The sequence below is a fragment of the uncultured Bacteroides sp. genome, from assembly GCF_937912035.1.
Taxonomy (GTDB): domain Bacteria; phylum Bacteroidota; class Bacteroidia; order Bacteroidales; family Bacteroidaceae; genus Phocaeicola.
Genome location: NZ_CALDPF010000035.1, coordinates 77,209 through 98,805, shown reverse-complemented (window position 1 = coordinate 98,805; position 21,597 = coordinate 77,209). Strand labels below are relative to the sequence as shown.

The 21,597-nt window shown below is 39.0% G+C and carries 16 protein-coding genes; 15 read left to right on the top strand and 1 reads right to left on the bottom strand.

The genetic code is table 11. The annotated features are described in order from the left end of the window. Positions 1-13 precede the first annotated feature (13 nt). The 15 genes from Q0486_RS09700 (at position 14) to Q0486_RS09630 (ending at position 19,165) form a co-directional block, all read left to right on the top strand. Positions 14-3,109, top strand: a complete 3,096-nt coding sequence (locus Q0486_RS09700; protein WP_299232440.1) for an efflux RND transporter permease subunit — start codon at positions 14-16, stop codon at positions 3,107-3,109. A 25-nt stretch (positions 3,110-3,134) separates the two neighbouring features. Continuing rightward, a complete protein-coding gene (locus Q0486_RS09695) occupies positions 3,135-4,421 on the top strand; it encodes a TolC family protein (RefSeq protein ID WP_299232438.1) in 1,287 nt (428 codons plus the stop codon). Positions 4,422-5,401: 980 nt separating this feature from the next. Further along, the gene (rlmN, locus tag Q0486_RS09690; RefSeq protein ID WP_299232617.1) at positions 5,402-6,445 is read left to right on the top strand and encodes a 23S rRNA (adenine(2503)-C(2))-methyltransferase RlmN; all 1,044 of its coding nucleotides are present in this window, start codon (positions 5,402-5,404) and stop codon (positions 6,443-6,445) included. A 20-nt stretch (positions 6,446-6,465) separates the two neighbouring features. Further along, positions 6,466-7,521: a DUF4837 family protein gene (locus Q0486_RS09685; protein ID WP_299232436.1), complete on the top strand. Its 1,056-nt coding sequence runs from the start codon at positions 6,466-6,468 to the stop codon at positions 7,519-7,521. 24 nt (positions 7,522-7,545) lie between these two features. Next, positions 7,546-8,640 (top strand): 4-hydroxythreonine-4-phosphate dehydrogenase PdxA, encoded by a 1,095-nt coding sequence (gene pdxA, locus Q0486_RS09680; RefSeq protein ID WP_299232434.1) that lies wholly within the window; start codon positions 7,546-7,548, stop codon positions 8,638-8,640. Next, positions 8,630-9,622, top strand: a complete 993-nt coding sequence (locus Q0486_RS09675; RefSeq protein WP_299232432.1) for a lysylphosphatidylglycerol synthase transmembrane domain-containing protein — start codon at positions 8,630-8,632, stop codon at positions 9,620-9,622. Before pdxA ends, Q0486_RS09675 begins: the two co-directional genes overlap by 11 nt. A gap of 7 nt (positions 9,623-9,629) precedes the next feature. Beyond that, positions 9,630-10,565, top strand: a complete 936-nt coding sequence (locus Q0486_RS09670) for a CDP-alcohol phosphatidyltransferase family protein (RefSeq protein WP_299232430.1) — start codon at positions 9,630-9,632, stop codon at positions 10,563-10,565. Beyond that, on the top strand, positions 10,562-11,266 hold the full coding sequence (locus tag Q0486_RS09665) for an IspD/TarI family cytidylyltransferase (protein ID WP_299232428.1): 705 nt from the start codon (positions 10,562-10,564) through the stop codon (positions 11,264-11,266). Before Q0486_RS09670 ends, Q0486_RS09665 begins: the two co-directional genes overlap by 4 nt. 46 nt (positions 11,267-11,312) lie before the next feature. Beyond that, a complete protein-coding gene (locus tag Q0486_RS09660; RefSeq protein WP_299232426.1) occupies positions 11,313-12,005 on the top strand; it encodes a CDP-alcohol phosphatidyltransferase family protein in 693 nt (230 codons plus the stop codon). 112 nt (positions 12,006-12,117) lie between these two features. Next, positions 12,118-14,748 (top strand): DUF5686 and carboxypeptidase-like regulatory domain-containing protein, encoded by a 2,631-nt coding sequence (locus Q0486_RS09655; RefSeq protein ID WP_299232424.1) that lies wholly within the window; start codon positions 12,118-12,120, stop codon positions 14,746-14,748. A 70-nt stretch (positions 14,749-14,818) separates the two neighbouring features. Beyond that, positions 14,819-16,165 carry a sigma-54 dependent transcriptional regulator gene (locus Q0486_RS09650; protein ID WP_299232422.1) on the top strand — a complete coding sequence of 449 codons (1,347 nt, stop codon included), beginning with the start codon at positions 14,819-14,821 and terminating at the stop codon, positions 16,163-16,165. Further along, entirely contained in the window at positions 16,152-16,682 is a 531-nt protein-coding gene (locus Q0486_RS09645; RefSeq protein WP_289075585.1) for an LptE family protein, read from the top strand. The genes Q0486_RS09650 and Q0486_RS09645 overlap by 14 nt, the downstream gene beginning before the upstream one ends. A gap of 12 nt (positions 16,683-16,694) precedes the next feature. Continuing rightward, positions 16,695-17,522, top strand: coding sequence for a tetratricopeptide repeat protein (locus Q0486_RS09640; protein WP_299232419.1), 828 nt, complete (start codon positions 16,695-16,697; stop codon positions 17,520-17,522). 6 nt (positions 17,523-17,528) lie between these two features. Beyond that, complete coding sequence (gene secG / locus Q0486_RS09635; RefSeq protein ID WP_299232417.1) at positions 17,529-17,891, top strand: preprotein translocase subunit SecG; 363 nt, start codon at positions 17,529-17,531, stop codon at positions 17,889-17,891. Positions 17,892-17,980: 89 nt separating this feature from the next. Next, positions 17,981-19,165 carry a DUF418 domain-containing protein gene (locus Q0486_RS09630; RefSeq protein ID WP_299232415.1) on the top strand — a complete coding sequence of 395 codons (1,185 nt, stop codon included), beginning with the start codon at positions 17,981-17,983 and terminating at the stop codon, positions 19,163-19,165. Positions 19,166-19,255: 90 nt separating this feature from the next. Here the strand turns inward: Q0486_RS09630 and Q0486_RS09625 are convergent, their stop codons facing one another. Next, complete coding sequence (locus tag Q0486_RS09625) at positions 19,256-20,995, bottom strand: glutamine--tRNA ligase/YqeY domain fusion protein (protein ID WP_299232412.1); 1,740 nt, start codon at positions 20,993-20,995, stop codon at positions 19,256-19,258. Positions 20,996-21,597 lie beyond the last annotated feature (602 nt).

The window sequence follows — 21,597 nt, the reverse complement described above, 5'->3', positions numbered from 1 at the left end:
CATTATTGGAATTATGGATGGTAAGAAACGTAATATAGTAGAATGGGCTATGCATTATCGTCAGATTATCATACTGGTGACATGCTGCCTGGTTGCATTCGGTATATACAGTTTGCCGAAAATGCAGAAAAATGAGTTTCCTGATTTTACTATCCGTCAGGGGCTTGTGGTAGCTGCCGCTCCAGGAAATACCGTTAACGAGATGGTGGAACAAGTGACAAAACCTCTTGAAGATTATATATTCACATACAAGGAGGTAAAGAAAGAAAAAACATTTTCCACGACACGTGATGGGATGGTCTTTATTCAGGTGGAACTGGTTGACGAACTGACCAATAAGGACGAGTTCTGGAGTAAGTTCAAACATGGAGTGGCTACGTTTAAATCACAACTGCCTTCGAATGTACTTGCAGTGCAGGTGATGGATGATTTCGGTGATACATCAGCATTACTTATAACAATGGAGAGCAAGGATAAAACTTACCGTGAACTCTCTGACTATATGGACGAACTTAAAGACAGGCTCAGGCGTGTGAACAGTGTGGGAAGGATAACAGTAAGCGGTGAACGTCACGAGCAGATATCCGTTTATCTGGATCCTGCAAAGCTTTCGCAGTACGGACTGAATGAACAGATTGTTGCCACACAATTGTTTGCAAAAGGTTTTGTTACTGCAGGTGGATGTATCCGTACACCTGAGTATGTATTGCCTATACATGTTGATAAATCATACAATACGATTTATGATGTACATCAGCAGATTGTTTATTCCGATGCAAATGGAAACAATTTACGGCTTAAGGATATAGCTAAAGTGGTAAAGGAATATCCCCATGCCGACAGTTATATAAAGAACAACGGTACGAAGTGTATTTTGCTTAGCCTTGAAATGAAGAAGGGCAAGAATATAGTCCAAATGGGTGAGGATGTAAATAGTGTGATAGAAGAATTCAAGAAAGAATTGCCTTCTGAAGTACGTATGTATAATGTCACAAATCAGGCAAAAGTGGTTGACGACAGTGTGGACAATTTTCTGTATGAACTCGTGATAGCTATAGTAGCCGTAGTGGTGGTTGTGATGTTATTGCTGCCTATGCGTGTAGCCCTTGTTGCAGCATCAACCATACCAATCACTATATTCATATCTTTAGGACTGTTTTATGCTTTCGGAATAGAGCTTAATACAGTTACACTGGCAGCTCTTATTGTCACTTTGGGTATGATAGTCGATAATTCCATTGTTATCATCGACAGCTATCTGGAAAAGATAGGAGAGGGAATGTCGCGCTGGCATGCTTCCATATATAGTGCCACTCACTTTTTCAAGTCCATATTCTCTGCTACATTGGCCATAAGCATAACATTCTTTCCTTTCCTTGTAGTGATACCTGGAATGATACATGACTTTCTTTTGAGTTTCCCCTGGTCAATATCGCTGATACTGGGCATTTCACTTATGGTGGCAATGCTTCTTGTCCCTTTCATGCAGTTCTGGTTTATCCGCAAACCAATTCCTTCAGTAAAGAAAGGATTTTCATTTATGGATGTCTTGCAGAAGTATTATAATCGTGTACTCGATTTTTGCTTTGCTCATCCTTATGTGACTATAGGGTCAGGTGTAGCTTCGGTAGTTGTAGGAATCTTCCTTATGGGAAAACTCCCGCAAAAACTGATGCCGGTTGCAGATCGTGACCAGTTTGCGGTAGAAATATATCTTCCAACCGGAACGGCAGTAGAAAAGACAGCGATAGTGGCAGACAGTGTCGGGAACATTCTTCGTAGCGATCCGCGGGTTTTGTCGGTTACTTCCTTTGTGGGATGTTCATCACCCAGATTTCATACGGCTTATGCTCCTCAGATAGGAGGTACAAACTATTCACAGTTGATAGTAAATACACAGGGTAATGCTGAGACTGTGGAGTTGCTTGATGAATATTCTGAGAAATATACCAATGCTTTTCCGGGAGCCAGAGTCAGATTCAAGCAAATCAGTTTCAGTCAGGCCGTTTATCCTATAGAACTTCGTTTGAGCGGACAGAACCTTGACAGTCTGAAGTTTGTGGCAGACAGATATTTGTCTTTATTGCGAAGTATGCCGGAAGTGGAACTGGCGCAGACCAATTTCAGCGAACCTCAGACTTGTGCCAAGGTGGTATTGAAGGAAGATGAGGCTTCAAGATTAGGAGTAAACAATATTCAGATTGAGTCATTACTTGCCATGAGATACGGTAGTGGATTGCCCGTTGCCAATGTGTGGGAAGGAGATTATAACATACCTGTCACAATAAAATCTAAGAATGCTGACTGTTCAGACTTCTCTGATCTAAAAGATGAAATGATTCCTGTCATGGGAGGTCTTGACAATGTACCGCTGAGGCAGATTGCCGATATCGTGCCAGGAGTTAAGGATGGTCAGATAGTAAGGCGTAACGGTATCTATACAATAACAGTGATGTCAGATGTACGCAGAAACGTGAATGTAGCTGCATTTACTGCCGGATTGAAGGAGAAGATTGCCGATATACCATTGCCTGAAGGTGTGACTCTGGCGTACGGTGGCGATGACGAACAGGATAATGAAAATTTGCCTCCTATAATGGCAGCGCTGGCTATAGCCGCATTCATTATCTTCTTCATCTTGCTGGCACATTTCAAGCGTATAAGCATAGCATTGCTGATATTCTTCAGTATGACACTTTGCCTTTTCGGAACAGCCGTAGGTGTATTGATACAAGGGGTAGATTTTGGTATGACATGTACTCTCGGTATAATAAGTCTGATGGGTATTATCGTACGTAATGGTATCATTATGATAGACTATGCAGAGGAACTGAGGGAGAAGGAAAAACTGTGTGTGCGCGATGCCATCTATCATTCGGCACGCAGACGTATGCGTCCTATATTCCTTACATCGGCTGCCGCTTCTATGGGAGTTATCCCGATGATAATAGGTAAGAGTGGGTTGTGGATGCCTATGGGTACGGTGATATGCTACGGAACTCTTATTACAATGTTGTTCCTGCTCACTGTATTACCTATATCGTATATGCTTCTTTTCAGAGGCAGTACAAAGAAACGTGTTATGCGGAATGCTATCGAAAAAATGTAATGTCTATAAAATAATAATGAGAAAAATGAAATCAAATAATAAAAATATACTTCTTCTGTTAATGTTGTACACATGTGTTCTGCCCGTAAAAGGGCAGAACGTGTACACTCTTGATGAATGTATTGAAGCTGCATTACAGAATAATGTGCGTATCAAGAATGCCGACAATGATCTTAAGATGGCTGAACATGACAAAAAGGAAGCGTTTACAAAGTATTTTCCCACAGTTTCAGCCGTGGGTTCCGGATTTATTGCAAACGAACCTTTGGTACAGATGCAGATGTCTCCGGAAGCAAAGATGTCAATGCTTAAAGATGGTGTGGTAGGCGGAGTTTCGGCTGCATTGCCTTTGTTCACCGGTGGTCAGATTGTCAATGGTAATAAATTGGCCAAAGTAGGAGTAGAAGTGAAAAAACTCCAAAGAAAACAGACTGATAACGAGGTGCGTATTACTGTAGAGAAATATTTCTGGCAAGTGGTTATGCTTAAAGAGAAACTTAAAACTGTATCGACTGTGGAAAAACAGTTGGAAAGGCTTCAGTATGATGTGCAGTCTTCGGTAGATGCGGGAGTTACAACCCGTAATGACCTGTTGCAGGTACAGTTGAAGAGGAACGATATACTAAGTGGGAAAATTCAGTTGGAGAATTCTCTGTCATTGTCTCTTAGTCTTTTAGGGCAATACATAGGTGCTCAATCTGATTCTATTGACGTGGCGTTCAGTGTTAGCGATGAACTGCCTCAGTCACCCGATGAATTGCTGTGCAATCATCTGGAGGCATTGGAAAGGACGAATGAATACGGACTGTTAAAACAGAACCTGAAAGCCAGCCAATTGCAATATAAAATGGCAATAGGAAAAAATCTTCCTACAATAGCCATTGGAGGTGGATATGTCTATGACAATTTTATCATGGGGCAGGATCAGTCGTTTTGGGTAGGATTTGCAACAGTTTCCGTGCCTATTTCCGGATGGTGGGGAGGAACTCACGCTATAAAGAAACAGAAATTAAGTGTATGTAATGCAGAGAACACTTTACAGGATAATAGAGATATGTTGGTTATAGGTATGCAGAATTCGTGGAACAACGTGAACGATGCATACAGGCAGATAAAAATAGCTCATCTTTCCATTGAACAGTCTGCTGAAAACTTACGTCTTAATCTGGACTATTATTCTGCGGGTACAACTACAATGAGTGAACTTCTTGATGCACAAACATTGTATCAGCAGAGTCGTGACAAGTACGTAGAAGCATATACTAATTATGAACTGAAAAAACGTGAATATCTGCAGGCTACAGGAAGATGATTATGGTGTGCTGATATAATATAGATTTGTATAGTTATAGAAAATCATTAAGGTTCCAATATGTCAATTTGATATTTTGGAACCTTGAGATTTTAATAAAACGGACTGGATTAAGAGTAGCTTATGATTTTATTATTCTTGGGTGGTGTTGGATATGACTTATTGTTGTCTATTTGTGCTTAATAGTAAAATGGTGTATATGTAAATATTGTTTCTTTTGTTAATATGTATTGTAATAATCATATAATGCATTAATCTGTATTCTTTGTTTTGTTGATGATTTATGATGAAATAGCGTAAAAATCAGATGAAAAATCATCATGAGAAAAATGCTTTGTCATTCTATTTAAGATTTCAGGTCGATTAAAGTCACACTTCAGTTCACTTTCTGTGATGATTTTAGTGGATTTTATTTGTGATGAGTGTTAAATTTGTTGCAGTGATTAACATTGTTGCTTATTTTGGTTGTTTAAAATTGATGCTAATTGTGATGCTATTTGATATTTGTTTTTTATAAGAACTGGTTTGTGGTTTGATGATGTTACTTTATTGTGCTGTTTTTGTGTCTTTCTGTTATTAATTTTAGATATGTTGTTTCTTTATGATTGGCCTAGTTGTCGAAATAAATTAAATAATATTAGCTTACTACTATTTTTATACTACTGATAATCCCAATGTTTGGGAGGTTGTTACTATTATTTCCTATGATTACTAAGAGACGTAATTATCAGAATAGGCTATTGCTGAAAAAAGTTTTGAAGGCATGCTATATAAAGATTATAATGTAATCATAGTTCAAGATTTGGACGTTGGAGCAAAATGCCTTTACTTATTTATTTCATGTATTATGTCCGGTTTACTGGTCAATTCGTCGGATAATATTGTCCTTTATGTCGTTTGAAAGTCATAATTTGGGAAATAATAGATGTTTTATGCTATTTTTTAGCTACCTTTGTACGCTAACTGTATATAACTGAATGATGACTGATATAAAATCACCACTTTTGGGTAAAACTTTGAACGAACTTCAATCTGTTGTTTTGGATTTAGGTATGCCAAAGTTTACCGCAAAACAGATTGCTTCGTGGCTGTATGAAAAGAAAGTTTCCTCAATAGATGAAATGACAAATCTGTCACTGAAAAACCGTGAACTTTTGTCGCAAAAGTATGAAGTTGGGGCAAATCCTCCTGTACACGAGATGCGTTCTGTAGATGGAACTGTAAAATATTTATTCCGTACCCCGGAAAATGATTATATTGAAGCTGTATATATTCCTGATGATGATAGGGCGACCTTGTGTGTGTCGTCTCAAGTAGGATGCAAGATGAACTGCAAGTTCTGCATGACGGGCAAGCAGGGATATACCAACAGCCTGACTGCCGCACAGATACTTAATCAGATTTATTCCATCCCTGAGAGGGATACACTGACTAATGTTGTGTTCATGGGAATGGGTGAGCCTTTTGATAATCTGGATGAGGTGCTTAGAGCTTTGGAAATACTCACCGCGGATTATGGATACGCATGGAGTCCGAAAAGGATTACAGTGTCAACTGTAGGCCTGAAAAAAGGCTTGGAAAGATTTCTTGAAGAAAGTGACTGTCATCTGGCTGTGAGTCTGCATTCTCCTTTTCCGGCACAGAGACGTGAACTTATGCCTGCCGAGAAAGCTTTTTCTATAATGGAAATTATAGAAATATTAAAGCGATATGATTTCAGCAAGCAGAGACGTCTCTCGTTTGAATATATTGTTTTCAAAGGAGTAAATGACAGCCTGACATATGCCAAGGAACTTGTCAAAATTCTGAAAGGACTTGACTGCAGAATGAACCTCATACGTTTTCATGCCATACCGAATGTGGATCTTGAAGGTACTGATATGGAATCTATGGTTGAATTCCGTGATTATCTGACTCAACATGGAGTATTTGCAACAATCAGGGCTTCCAGAGGTGAAGATATATTTGCGGCTTGCGGGATGCTTTCTACTGCCAAGCAGCAGGCTGAAAAAAATAATGTGTAAACCAATAAGAAATTGAGAATATGAAACGTATTGCTTTTTATTTTAGCTTCGTGGTATTGGCTGCCATGTTGGCATCATGCTGTAACGACGGTAAAAGTATTATAACTCCGGTCTCAAGTGGAAGACCGTACGAAGTGTTGGTTGTAGCTGACGACAATTGCTGGATGAGTCCGGACAGTGCTTTGTATCACGTGCTCGACACAGATGTCCCGGGATTGCCTCAGGCAGAACGTTCGTTCAGAATCTCACGTATCCGTCCTGCGCATTTTGATCGTGTGATGCGAATTTTCAGAAATATCATAATCGCAGATATTCAGGATATTTATACTCAGACCAAATTCAAGTATGTTCGCGACGCGTATGCTTCGCCACAGATGATAATGACGATACAGTCGCCAAGCCAGCAGGAATTTGCGGAATATGTAAGCAAGCACGGACAGGTGATTGTAGATTTCTTTACACGTGCAGAAATGAACCGTCAGATTAATCTTATGCGTGAAAAACACAATGGAACTATTTCTGCAAAAGTGGGAAGCCTGTTCGACTGTGATATCTGGATGCCTAATGAACTGAATTCGTTTAAGACGGGCAAGGACTTCTTTTGGGCTTCAACGAATCTTAATGATATGAATTTCGTGATGTATTCTTATCCGTTCAGGGATAACAATACGTTTACAAAAGAATTTTTTATAAATAAGCGTGACTCTGTAATGAAAATTAATATCCCTGGATCAGAGGAAGGTATGTATATGGAGACAGCCGATTCGATCTTTGTGGATGTAAAGAATATTGCTGTCAAAGGTGATTATGCTTTTGAAGCGAGAGGACTTTGGGAAATGAGAAATGATGCCATGGGAGGTCCTTTCGTGTCGCATGTAAGGGTCGACAGAGCTAATGCCAGGGTAATAGTGGTTGAGGCTTTTGTATTTAAACCTGATAAATTGAAGCGTGACCTGATGCGTAAGCTTGAAGCGTGTCTTTACACTTTAAAGCTTCCTGCACAGAAAGAGGTGTTTGAGTTGCCTATAGGGGCTGGTGTGACAGAGATTACAATAACCGGCGACTCTATAAAATAAGTATATATCATAATAAGTATAGACATGGAAAGACGTAAAATAAGAGTGGGAATCACCCACGGTGACATCAATGGAGTAGGCTATGAGGTTATTCTGAAAACCTTTGCTGAACCGGAAATGATGGAATTATGTACGCCGGTAGTGTACGGTTCGCCAAAAGTGGCGGCATATCATCGTAAAGCGATGGATATTTCTGCCAATTTCAGCATAATAAATTCTACAAAAGAAATTCAAGATGGCAGACTGAATGTCTTGAATTGTACGGCTGAAGAACTTAAAGTGGAGCTTGGCAAGCCTACTGCAGAAGCAGGAAAGGCTGCGTTAGATGCTTTGGAAAGAGCTTTAGCTGACTATCGGGAGGGTGGAATAGATGTATTGGTGACTGCTCCTATCAACAAGCACACAATACAGTCAGAAACATTCCATTTTCCTGGTCATACAGAATATATTGAAGAACGTGTGGGAGATGGCAACAAGTCATTGATGATTCTTATGAAGAATGATTTCAGAGTGGCTTTGGTTACAGGTCATGTTCCTGTCAGGGAAATCCCGTCTATACTTACCAAAGAATTGATTGAGGAAAAAATAGAAATATTCCATAAATCGTTAAAACAGGATTTCGGAATTGGGTGTCCGCGCATTGCTGTGTTTTCATTGAATCCGCATGCTGGAGAAAATGGCCTTCTTGGAACAGAAGAACAGGATATAATTATTCCAGCAATTGAAGAACTGAAAGCAAAGGGAATCCAGTGCTTTGGCCCTTATCCTGCCGATGGCTTTATGGGATCAGGTAACTTTACTCATTTCGATGGTATTATGGCTATGTATCACGATCAGGGATTGGCTCCATTCAAGGCTTTGGCTATGGATGAGGGAGTAAATTATACAGCAGGTTTGCCTATTGTAAGGACATCACCTGCGCATGGTACGGCATATGATATTGCCGGACAAGGCATTGCTTCGGAAGATTCATTCCGTCAGGCCATTTATGTGGCTATCGACGTATTCCGTAACAGATGTATGGAGAGAGAGATAAGTGCGAATCCGCTTCGCAAACAGTATTACGAGAAACGCGATGATAGCGATAAATTGAAACTTGACGCTGAATATGAAGAGTAAATTCAGGAATATATTTTTCATAGTAGGAGTTGTAGCCATAGTAATAATGCTTTTTGGAATGGACATGACATACGAAGATGTAGTGTCATGCTTGAGAAAAGCCGGTATATGGTTTCCTGTGTTACTGTTGCTATGGATGTTTATATATGCTATAAATGCGGGAGCATGGTATGCTATTATTTGTAATGGGTTGAATGGGGTTAAGGTTCCTTTCTTGAAGGTGTTCAAATATACCATTACTGGGTTTGCGCTGAACTCTACCACGCCTGTTGGGCTGATGGGAGGCGAACCTTACCGTATAATGGAATTGAAACCCTACGTAGGAATAGAAAAGGCATCTTCAAGTGTGATATTGTATGTGATGATGCATATTTTCTCGCACTTTTGTTTTTGGTTGTTCTCGCTGCTTATTTATATATTGTCATACTATAACCAAATAAACCGCACATACGTTATAATCATGAGTGTTTTTGTGGTGGCATGTATGATAGGAATTTACTTTTTTATAAAAGGGTACCGTTCGGGAATGGTAATGAAGTTGATGCGTTTTTTGCAGCGTGTGCCTTTTATAAAAAACAAGATAACTAGATTAATAGAGAAAAAGGAAGAGACTTTTTTACAGATAGACAATCAGATAAAGGACTTGTATAGGAATAATAAGTATACGTTTTTTACTTCATTGTCATTGGAATTTATAGCAAGAGTTGTATCTTGTCTTGAGGTATATATCATTTTGTTGATATTTTCTACTGATGCAAGTTTCTTCGACAGTATATTGATATTGGCGTTTACATCATTGTTTGCCAATCTGATGTTCTTTTCTCCAATGCAGCTTGGTGCGCGCGAAGGTGGATTTGTCATGTCGGTGGCGTTGCTGTCTATCCCATATTCTTATGGCGTATTCATGGCGCTTCTGATAAGAATTAGGGAAGTGGTATGTGTAATCATTGGTATAGCATTGATGAAGGTAGGCAATAAATAATAAGACCATGGATTTAGTTTCGTTTAAAAAAGGACTGAAATCAACATTAAAATCAGAAGATACAGAGGGCTTTTTTGAAATATACGTAACTCGTTCAAGTGGGTATTTATGGGCTCTGTTCTTTAAAAAGTTGGGAGTGCATCCTAATGTAGTCACCATAATATCCATCATATTGGGTATGCTGGCAGGATATATGTTTTATTTTGACGACCTGAAGCATGCATTGTTGGGTATATTCTTGCTTGTCTGGGCAAACTGGTATGACTGTGCAGACGGTCAGTTGGCCAGAATGACCGGCAAGAAGAGTTTGTTGGGACGTGTCTTGGATGGTTTTGCCGGAGATTTATGGTTCTTCTCAATATATTTCTTTATATGTCTCCGTCTTACAGATACATGGGGTATATATATATGGTTATTGGCTGCTTTTTCCGGTTTTATTTGCCATAGTAAGCAGTGTGCCCTTGCAGATTATTATAGAAACATCCACATGTTTTTTCAGAAAGGCAATATAAATTCCGAGTTTGACAAGTCATCCCGACAGGTGGAAAAGATGAAATCTCTTAGCTGGAAGTCCGACTGGTTTGAAAAGCTTTATCTGTTCTTCTATATAAAATATACAAAAAGTCAGGAAAGCTTGTCGCCTTCTTTGCAGAAACTGTTGCGTGGGCTGGAAAGAAAATGGTTGGAAAAAGGAGAGGATATACCTTCTGATTTCAGGGATGAATATAGAAGAAACAGTAAGCCATTGATGAAATATACAAATATTCTTACATTCGATACTAGGGCTTTTGTTCTTTTTGTATCTGTACTTGTGAAAGAACCATGGTTTTTCTTCGTTTTCGAAGTAACTGTTCTTAATATCTTGTTTTTCTACATGAGATACAGACATGAGAGTTTCTGTAAGAAAATGTATAAGGATTATTGTTTAGATGTAAATATATGAAAAAGATAGCTTTTGTAACGGCAGGAGGTTCTGGAGGAAGGATGCATAAGGATACTCCAAAACAGTTTCTGGAGTTGCAGGGAATGCCTGTCATAATTCATACTTTGCTGAAATTTGAACAAAGCAATGATATAGATGTTATTATTGTAGTATGTCTGAATGGATGGATTGATAAACTTAAAGCACTGGCTTTAAAATATAATATAACAAAACTTGAGGTTATAGTTGAAGGTGGTAGCAATAGTCAGGAGTCAATATCAAAAGGTATAGGATATTTGCTTGACAAAGGCTACAGTGAAGATGATATAGTTTTGGTGCATGAATCGGTCAGACCTTTTATTACAGACAAGATAATAGCCGACAATATAACATCATGTATGGAAAGAGGTAATGCTGTTACTGTAGTAAGAGGAAATGAGTCCTATTTATACAGTGAAGACGGAGTTTCTTCCGAGAGGCATTTCCTGAGGGAGAAAATGTTTATGGTACAGACACCTCAAACATTTAGGTTGGGTTGTGTGGCGAAGGCGCTGAATGATGCAAATGAAAAAGGTCTTGTTTCGCAATCGCTTTATATATTGATGTCTCAATTGGATTATACTCCGCTGTATATGGTTGATGGAGACAGATTTAATTTGAAACTGACGTATCCTGAAGATTTAAAGATATTCGAGATACTTTTGACGCAAGATGTTAGATAAATGATAATATAGGAAAAAACGTAAGATTTTATTAAAAGAGAGTGGTATGGGAAAAGAAGAGTCAAAAAGAATTCAGACATCAATACTTAACAGGGCTGAAAAAGTAGCATTGGTATGGTTAGCACAGCGTCAACCACGTTGGGTAACATCGGATTTTTTAACTTATATGGGGGTTATAGGTGCTTTGGTTTATGCTTTGGGATGCGTGCTGGCGGCAAGTAATATAATGTATTTATGGCTGGCCTCGTTTGGTATGGTATTAAACTGGTATGGTGACAGCCTTGATGGAACATTGGCACGTGTACGTAATTTGCAACGCCCTGTTTATGGATTTTTCATAGATCATTCTTTGGATGCCATAACTATATGTATAATGTGTGTAGGAGCAGGATTGTCTCCTATGTTCAGACTGGATGTGGCATTGTTGGTTCTGGCTGGTTATTTGGTTCTGTCGGTATATACATATATTGTTACTATAATTAAGGGTGAGTTCCGTCTGACATACAGCTCTTTTGGTCCGACAGAGTTCAGACTGGTTATTATTTTAATCAATACTATATGTATGTACACTCCTTGGGCTGATATATGTGTTGATGTATATGGTCAGCATCTGGGCGTTTACGATATTGTAGGTCTGGCTATAGCTGTATTCCTGTTTGTAGCTTACTTTATACAGTTCAGTAAAGACAGAAAGATATTGTCCGAACAAGATCCTTTAAAGCCTTATAAAAAACAGTAATTGGAGTCTCTGTTTTTTAGATGCAAAAATAACTGGGCTGACTTTATAGGTCATTATTGTTCCGATAATATACGGATTATGTTTTATAAGATACAAAAATATATTTATTAATATGGTAAAAAGATTACTCGTTGTGATAGCTTTGTGGGTTTGGGCTTTGGGATTATATGCTCAGATTCATGGGGTTGTTATAGATTCAGATACCGGTGAGCCTATCCCATATTTGAACATATACTATGATGGCAAGGGGGTAGGAACTATAACCGACATTGACGGTAAGTATTCAATTCCATATCATTCCGGATGGAACAAATTGACATTCTCTATGGTCGGCTACACCAGACAGGATATAACCGTCTCGTCAAAAACTACAGAGCTTAATGTAAGCATGAAGTCTGATCTGGTTCTTGACGAAGTGGTGGTCAAGCCTAAAAAAGAGAAATATTCAAGAAAGAATAATCCGGCAGTGGAGTTAATGAAGAAGGTTATAGCTTCGAAAGAAAAGACCAATCTGGAGAATAAAGACTATTATTTTTATAATAAGTACCAGAAAATAACACTTGCCGTAAATGATATAACTCCGGATTCGTTGAAAGAATCTTGGCTTTTCAAGAAATATCCATTTCTCCGCGATCAGGTGGAAATGTGTGATGTGACGCAGAAACGTATATTGCCGGTTTCTGTTGATGAAACAGTTTCGCAGAAAATTTATAGGAAGGAACCTCGTTCTGAAAAAACAATAATACAAGGTATAGAGTCGAAGGGTATAAATGAATTGTTCAGTACTGGAGATATGCTTACTACTGTATTGAAAGATGTTTTTCAGGATATTGATATTTATCAGGACAGGTTCCGCTTTTTGCAGTATCCGTTTGACAGTCCAGTGTCGGATGCCGGTATAAGGTTTTACAAATATTACATAATGGATACAGTATATGTGGAGCGCGACAGGTGTTTCCATTTGACGTTTGTGCCGAATAATTCTCAGGATTTCGGTTTCACAGGTCATCTGTACATTTTGGCTGACTCTACATATAGGGTGAAACAGTGTAATATGAATCTTCCGAAAAAGACTGATATAAATTTCGTCGATCACATGATCATTAACCAGAAGTTCGGAGAATTACCTACCGGTGAATGGTCGTTGATGGAAGATGATATGCTCTGTGAATTGTCATATCTGAAAAAAATCCTTGGGTCGTACATGGTGAGAAGGACTACACGTAACTTTGATTTTTCTTTCGAACCGTTGCCTGACAAGTTGTTCAAGAAGAAAGGTTCCGAAATAAAGGATGTAAACGCGATGATGCGTGATGATGAGTTCTGGAAAAAGTACAGGCAGGAGGAACTTACGGAATCGGAAACACGTATGGGGAGCTTCCTTGACGACTTGGCGAAGATAAAGGGATTCAAATATATAATGTTCGGATTGAAGGCCTTGATTGAAAGTTATGTCGAGACAAGCAAGGACAGTAAAGTAGATATAGGTCCGATAAATACGATGATAACATCGAACTATATCGACGGATTACGATTGCGTGCATCTGCACAGACTACGGCTAATCTGCATCCTAATATCTTCCTGAAAGGATATTATGCATACGGATTCAAGGACAAAAAGTCGAAGTATATGGGAGAGCTGGAGTATTCGTTCGACAAGAAGGAATATCTTCCGAGAGAGTTCCCTAAACATTCCATGACGTTTACTTATCAGTATGACAATATGTTGCCGTCTGATAAGTTTATAAATGCAGACAAGGATAATGTGTTTACAGCCTTGAAAGTGTGTCAGGTGGATCAGTATAACTACGAACGCAAGGCTACTATCAAGTATGAGCGTGAACGTGAGTTCGGTTTCAAGACAACAGCAATGTTGAGATATGCCAATTACGAGCCTTGTGGTGAATTGTTCTATCGTACAATGGCTGGCGAAAGTGCATTGCAGACTGCGATAGCAGACGGTTCGTTATCCGGACAGAAATGGGTACAGTCGCCTTTCAATACTCACGATATAACAGTGACTGAAGCTTCTTTAACTTTAAGATACGCTCCGGGCGAGACTTTCGTAAATACGAAACAGAGACGATTGCCTGTAAATCTTGATGCGCCGGTGTTTACTTTGCAGCACACATTAGGACTGAAAGGTGTTTTAGGTAGTGATTATACTTATAATATGACAGAAGCTACAGCCTATAAGCGTTTCTGGTTAAGTTCGTGGGGTAATCTTGACGTACATTTGAAAAGTGGAATACAGTGGAACAAGGTTCCTTTCCCATTACTGATAATGCCGGCTGCAAACTTGTCGTACATTTTACAGGACGGAACATTTAACCTTATCAATAATATGGAGTTCCTGAACGACCGTTACGCATCGCTTGACGTATCATGGAATATGCAGGGAAAACTTTTCAACCGCATACCTTTGATCAAGAAACTGAAATGGCGTGAGTTTATCGGTGTCAAGTGCTTATGGGGTACGCTTACGGATAAAAACAATCCATTCCTTGAGCAGAACAAGAATGATGATATGTTAATGATGTTCCCGGGACATTATGATCGGACAGGTAATTATAATTATTCTAGTTATGTAATGGATCCTAAAGTTCCGTATGTTGAGGTGACGGCCGGAATTCACAATATATTCAAGCTTTTGCATATAGAATATGTGAGACGTCTTAACTATAATCATCTTCCTACAGCCAACAAGTGGGGTGTGAGATTGATGATACGTACAGTGTTCTAAAGTAATTTTCTGCCATATTTACTGATTCTTTCCAAAGATTTTGTAAATTTGGCAGATAATTTTTTATAATATGGTAAAGTCGGATATTCAAAATATAAAGTTACGCTTTGGTATTATAGGTAATACCGAGGGACTTAATAGGGCTATTGATATTGCTATGCAGGTGGCACCTACGGATTTGTCGGTACTGGTTACCGGTGAGAGTGGTGTTGGTAAGGAAAGTTTTCCGCAGATAATACATCAGTTCAGCCGCAGGAAGCACGGACCGTATATAGCTGTCAACTGTGGAGCAATACCTGAGGGAACAATAGATTCGGAATTGTTCGGACACGAGAAAGGTGCTTTTACCGGTGCCATAAGCGACAGAAACGGTTATTTTGCCGAGGCTAATGGTGGAACAATCTTTTTGGATGAGGTTGGAGAATTACCTTTGTCAACCCAGGCAAGACTGTTGCGTGTCCTTGAATCAGGTGAATATATCAAGGTCGGTTCGTCCAAGGTACAGAAGACTGATGTAAGAATAGTTGCCGCTACAAACGTTAACTTTGCGGATGCCATAGCCGAAGGACGCTTTCGTGAGGATTTATATTACCGATTGAATACAGTCCCTATTAAGGTTCCGCCATTGAGGGAGAGACCTGATGATATAGCGTTGCTGTTCAGGAAGTTTGCAGCCGATTTTGCAGAGAAATACCGTATGCCTTCCATACAGCTTAACGAGCAGGCTAAGCGTATGCTTGTGGAGTACCCATGGCCGGGAAACATCCGACAGCTTAAAAATATTACCGAACAGATTTCTATCATAGAAACCAACAGGGATATTACTCCTGAAATTCTTTCAACTTATCTGCCAGATATGGGAAACAGTTCCAGGCTGCCGGCATTCGTTGGAGGTAAGGGCGCGCATTCCGGAAACAAGAGTTTTGAAAGCGAGAGAGAAATTCTCTATCAGGTGCTTTTTGATATGCGTCGTGACGTAACTGAACTGAAAAAGCTTGTACATGAGATAATGACGGAACGTGAAGCTGCAGGTCATCATGTGTCTCATCCGGTTGACAACGCTTCTCATTTCCTTCAGAATCCTACACTTGATGTCATTAGCGATGTGCCGATGGTCATGCCGCAGGTTCAGCAATATCAGCAGGTGAGCCAGATCCAGCCTGTAAGTCAGATTCAGCCGGTAAATAAGGTTTCTTCTATAACTCCTGTTTCTAACGTATCTGTAAAACATGCGGATTCGGATTATCAGGATACGGAGGTTTATGTGGAAGAAAATCTTTCGCTTGATGATGTTGAAAAAGAGATGATAAAAAAAGCTCTGGAGCGTCATAACGGAAAGAGAAAGAATGCTGCCAACGACTTGAAGATTTCAGAAAGAACATTGTATAGAAAAATAAAAGAATATGGACTTGAATAAAATAACAAGATTTAATATCGTATCTGTATTGGTACTGTCGTTATGTTTTCTTGCGGCATGTACTGTCTCTTATAAATTTAACGGATCTTCCATCAATTATGATAAGGTAAAGACTATATCGTTCGAGAATTTCCCGAACAGATCTGCCGCATTCGTATGGGGACCTATGGAATCTATGTTCAATACCGAGCTTCAGGACAGATATATGCAGCAGACCCGACTCAAACAAGTGAGACAGAACGGTGACTTGCAGCTGTCCGGTGAGATAACCAACTATGACGCATACAATAAGGGTGTAGGTTCGGACGGTTATTCTACAATGGCTGAGCTTAAGATGACTGTAAATGTTCGATTTGTGAACAACACTAATCATGCGGAAGATTTCGAGCAGCAGTTCTCTGCAAGTCGTGAGTATAATTCTACACAGCAGTTGTCTGCCGTTCAGGAAGAATTGGTTAATCAGATGATTGACGAGATAGTGGAACAGATATTCAATGCTACTGTTGCTAACTGGTAAGGAGATGAATGTATGGAAATGCAGCAACTCAATGATTGGATAAACAATCCAGAACTGATGGGGGAAGAGACTCTGGGTGAGCTTCGTTCTCTAATTTCGCGATATCCGTACTTTCAGACAGCATGGTTGCTGTATCTAAAAAATCTTTATCTGCTCAATAATCCTTCTTTCAAGGAAGAATTACGACGGGGAGCATTATATGTTGCAGACCTGAGCGTATTGTTCTATTTTATTGAAGGTAACAAATATTCCATAGAGCACAAAAAGAATGAACAGGCGGACAAACCTGTAGTCAATGACAGGACTCTCGACCTGATAGACCGTTTCTTGTCTGAGATTCCTAATGACAAGGGGTTTAGTTCTGAACTGTCTATCCCTATGGATACTGTTATGGATTATTCATCATTACTTCTTTTGAATTCCGGTTCGGGAAGAAAAAAGGAGGAAGAGGTTGAAGTTTCGCCGTTGAAAGGTCAGGATTTGATAGACAGTTTTATACAGAAGTCTGAAACCGGCAAGATTACGGAAGATAAAGATGGTATTATGTCGGAGGAAGATAGTAGAGAAGATTATTATGATGAAGTTGATGATACGGATGATTGCGGTAATGAAGTTGATGTGGAAAATGAATCTCTATCGGATGATACCGAAACTGCAGAAGGAAGTGAAGACGAATATCTTACGGAAACATTGGCTAAAATATATGTTAAACAGCAAAGATATGATAAAGCATTGGAAATTATTAAAAAATTAAATTTGAAATATCCAAAAAAAAATATTTACTTTGCAGACCAAATGAGATATTTAGAGAGATTGATTATTAACGCTAAATCAAAATAAAAGAAAATGTATTTATTATTTATTGTATTGATTGTGCTTGCAGCATTGTTGCTATGCTTTGTTGTAATGATACAGAATTCTAAGGGTGGAGGCTTGGCTTCCAGTTTCGCATCTTCAAATCAGATTATGGGTGTGCGTAAAACTACTGATTTCATCGAAAAACTTACTTGGGGACTTGCTGCCTTCATGGTAGTGGTAAGTATTGCCGCTGCATACGTTATTCCTCATGCAGCTGAAAATTCTTCAGTTATCATGAAACAGGCTGTAGAAGAACAGAGTACTAACCCATTGAATGCACCTGCCGGCTTTGCTGCTCCTCAGACTGATGCTGCGGCTGCTGCTCCTGCAACAGGTGATTCTGCGAAATAAATATTTTCAGAGTACAGAGTTTAAAAACCATAATGTCATTCATAAACCTATTATAAGTTTGTGGGTGGCATTTTTTTTTGTTTGATAATATGATGAAAACACAGAATGAAAGTACGCGTAATGTGGCTATTGATGCATTGCGCGGTTTTGCGGTAATGGGGATAATGTTGCTGCATAATATTGAACATTTTAATTTCTATTCGTTTCCAGAAGCTTCGGGGGAAACAATCAAGGCACTCAACACTAGTCTGTGGGATATGATGTTCTTTACCTTTGCAGGTAAGACATACGCAATTTTTGCTTTATTGTTTGGTTTTACATTCTATTTGCAGAGTAGAAGTACGGAGAAGAGGGGAGAAGATTTCAGAAATAGATACATGTGGCGACTTCTGCTACTCCTTGGATTTGGATTTATTAATGCCGCATTCTTCCCGGGAGAGATTCTTGTTCTCTATGCCATTGTTGGTTTTGTACTAGTCCCTGTAAGGCATTGGAGTAACAGGGCGCTTTTTGCAATGGCATTATTCCTGATGATTCAGCCTGTAGAATGGATAAAAGTTATATACTCAGCTTTCAATCCTATGGAGAATCCTAAGCAAATGATTTTCTCGCTTGGAGATGTATATCCGCAACTTGGCGGAACATCGTTTTGGGAAATGGTTAAGGTGAATCTTGTCACCGGACAGTTGGCGAGCCTTAATTGGGCGTGGTGTTACGGACGTGTGTTCCAGACAGCCGCTCTGTTTATGATTGGACTTTTATTTGGAAGATTAGGTTATTTCGATGCTTCGTCTGAAGAAAAACTTATTAAGTCACGTAATTTCTGGATAAAGGTTCTGTGTCTTTCATTGCCGGTAACTATACTGATGTATTACTTGAAAGAGTTTGTCTACACTCAGGTTGAAATAAAGTTCATGCTTTCGTCATTGAAGACAATTCTTAATTCATGGTATAATTTGTTCTTTATGCTGTGTATTGTTGCTTCATTCCTTTTGCTCTATTGGACATGCAATGGAAAGGTTCAGAAGCTTCTTGCTCCTTACGGAAGAATGAGTCTTACTGATTATGTTTCTCAGTCCATTGTCGGAAGTTTCCTTTATTTCGGTTACGGACTGGAATTGCATAAGGTGTGCGGAACCGCTTCAAGTTTGTTTGTAGGTGTAGTATTTCTGATTCTACAGGTTCTGTTTGCTCACTGGTGGTTCAGAAATTTCAAGCGTGGACCTCTGGAAACTGTATGGCACAGGCTTACATGGATAGGTAAGAAAAAATAAAATATTTCAGTTTGTGTAAAATAAAAAAGAGTAATATCATTTACCGCTTTGGTGTTGATATTACTCTTTATTTTTTATTTCATCTGACGATTACTTGTTGATTTTGCTCCAAGTATCTTTCAGTGATACTGTTCTGTTGAATACCAGGTGTTCAGGGGTAGAATCCTTATCTACATTGAAATAACCTATACGCTGGAACTGCAGATAATCCAATGGTTTTGCATCTGCCAGGAACTTCTCTACATAACATTCGTTCAGCACTGTCAGAGAGTTAGGATTAATCATTTCCTTCATTGCTTCAAGAGGTGAGCAGTTCTTGGCCTCACGGATTGCAGCCATTTCATCGCGTGGATTTTCTACTTTCCACAGGCGGTCGTACAGACGAACTTCAGCTTTCAGGCAGTGGTTACAGCTTACCCAGTGCAGTGTACCTTTTACCTTACGGTTTGCTTCAGGCATTCCGCTCTTTGTGTTAGGATCATATTCAGCATAAACAGTTGTGATGTTTCCGTTCTCATCTTTATCACATCCTGTACACTTCACGATGTAAGCATTTTTTAATCTTACTTCCTGTCCCGGAGTCATACGGAAATACTTCTTAGGAGCATCTTCCATGAAGTCTTCACGTTCCATCCACAATTCACGGCTGAATTCGATAGTATGAGTTCCTGAGTTTGGATCTTCAGGATTGTTGATGGCTTCCATTTCTTCCACCTTACCTTCAGGATAGTTTGTGATAATCAGTTTTACAGGGTTGATAACTGCTGAAACACGTGTAGAACGAGCGTTCAGGTCTTCGCGTACTGCACTTTCAAGCAATGCGAAATCGTTCAGGGCATCGTATGTTGTATATCCGATTTTATCAACGAAGTTTCTGATAGACTCAGGCGAGTAACCACGGCGGCGGAAACCGCAGATAGTCGGCATACGTGGGTCGTCCCATCCGTTTACAAGCCCTTCCTTAACCAAAGTCAGAAGATTACGCTTACTCATAAGAGTATAGCTCAGATTCAGCTTGTTGAATTCATACTGGTGTGGACGGTGGTCATCAAGGTCTTTACCTTCTTTCACCCAGTCAACAAACAAGTCGTAAAGCGGACGGTGTACAACGAATTCCAGTGTACACAACGAGTGAGTAACGCCTTCGAAGTAGTCGCTCTGTCCATGGGCAAAATCATACATAGGATATGCTTTCCATTTGTCACCAGTACGGTGGTGAGGAGTTTTTACCACGCGGTAGATAATAGGATCGCGGAAGTGCATGTTAGGGTTTGCCATGTCAATTTTTGCACGCAGAACCATCTTTCCTTCTTCTATTTCGCCACTGTTCATCTTCATAAACAGGTCAAGATTTTCTTCGATAGGACGATCACGGTATGGACTGTTAGTTCCCGGTTGGGTTGGAGTACCCTTTTGTGCAGCTATCTCTTCAGATGATTGTTCGTCGATATATGCTTTGCCTTCTTTGATAAGTTGGATGGCAAAGTCCCATAATTGCTGGAAGTAGTCCGAAGCATAATATTCGTTACCCCACTGGAATCCCAACCACTGGATGTCCTCTTTTATAGCCTCTACGTATTCCACATCTTCCTTTGTAGGATTTGTGTCATCGAAACGAAGGTTACATACGCCTCCGTATTTCTTTGCTATTCCGAAGTCCATGCAAATGGCTTTTGCATGTCCTATGTGAAGATATCCGTTTGGCTCAGGCGGGAAACGTGTCTGTATTCTGCCGTCGTTCTTTCCTTCTTTCAAGTCTTTCTCTACGATTTGTTCGATGAAGTTCAGACTTTTCTTTTCTGAACTTTCAGTAGCTTTTATTTCAGTCATAGTCCTTATTTATAATAATGTGCAAAAATAATCATTTCTTTTAATATTATATGTTTAATTGATTTGTTTTCTGTAGGATGTCATTCCGGAAACTTTATTTTGTCTTCTCATATTCTATATATACAACTTGTATTTATATAAATAAAACTTATGTTTTTATAAATATAGATTGTATTTACAAAAATCAAGTATGTATACATATAAAATGAACTGAAATTTTCTGTTATTCTGTTAGTAAGATTAAAAATATCATCTAAAGATTCTTTTATAGAATAATTATATATAAAACTTAAAATTAATATAACAAATTTTGGTATATCCATAAATAGTGTTTATCTTTGGCAACAAACAAAAATGGGGGTAGAATGCCTTGGAATTGTATTGAATATGCAGCAAAATTGCAAAATATGTTTTATGACATCTTTTTTTATTTGGTCAATCCAAAAAATCACCCCATCTTTGTGACGTTATCCTGAAAACAATCTTTTTACCTTAAGAAAAAAAAACTAATACCTATTGAAAACTTGAAAAAGGCTCTTTGTGAAAAGGGCCTTTTTTTATGTTATCACTTGTCATAATTCGTACTAATTGTGTACTTTTGT